The sequence below is a fragment of the Vibrio sp. 1562 genome (assembly GCF_033340155.1).
GTDB lineage: Bacteria > Pseudomonadota > Gammaproteobacteria > Enterobacterales > Vibrionaceae > Vibrio > Vibrio alginolyticus.
Genome location: NZ_JAWOVY010000624.1, coordinates 1 through 564, shown reverse-complemented (window position 1 = coordinate 564; position 564 = coordinate 1). Strand labels below are relative to the sequence as shown.

General features: G+C 48.6%; 1 protein-coding gene. It reads left to right on the top strand.

The genetic code is table 11. The features are described 5' to 3' along the window. The coding region (locus R7Z49_RS26750) for a choice-of-anchor X domain-containing protein (RefSeq protein ID WP_318112693.1) at window positions 1–564 on the top strand (564 nt) is incomplete at both ends.

Here is a 564-nt window from a genome sequence, read left to right as displayed (position 1 = left end):
GATAACCGTTTTCGTGTCGACCCGACCATCGAACAGATTACTTTTCTGGTTTATCGTGAACAAAGTTCTCAACCTGTTGTGTTAGTTCGTCCAGATGGTAAAAAATATTACGCGTGGGGCTCTTACGACAACGTTCGTTGGTATCAAGAACCATCGCTCGACATCATTTCAGTCGACAACCCAATGCCTGGCCCTTGGCAAGCTGTGGGGAAAGTAACCCCAAAAAACAACATCCGCTTAATTTCACATCTCAAGCTCAGCACCGACGTATTCCCTAACCGTCTCTATAACGGAGAAGCGCTCAAGTTCACCGCGCGTTTAACTTCAGACGATAAGCCGCTTGTCCTGCGAGACTTTCTCGACCGCGTCAACTTGCGCGTCACCTTTACTAAGTTTGTCGAAAATGAAGACGAACTGATAAAAGAAGCACGCCCAGTGCCGATGATCATTGGCGAATTTTCTGATGATGGTCGCGGTCTGGATGAACAAGCGGGCGATGGCGTCTTCACCGTTCAATTACCTATCGAAGTGGAACCGGGCAAGTACCGCGCACGAATCACCTCT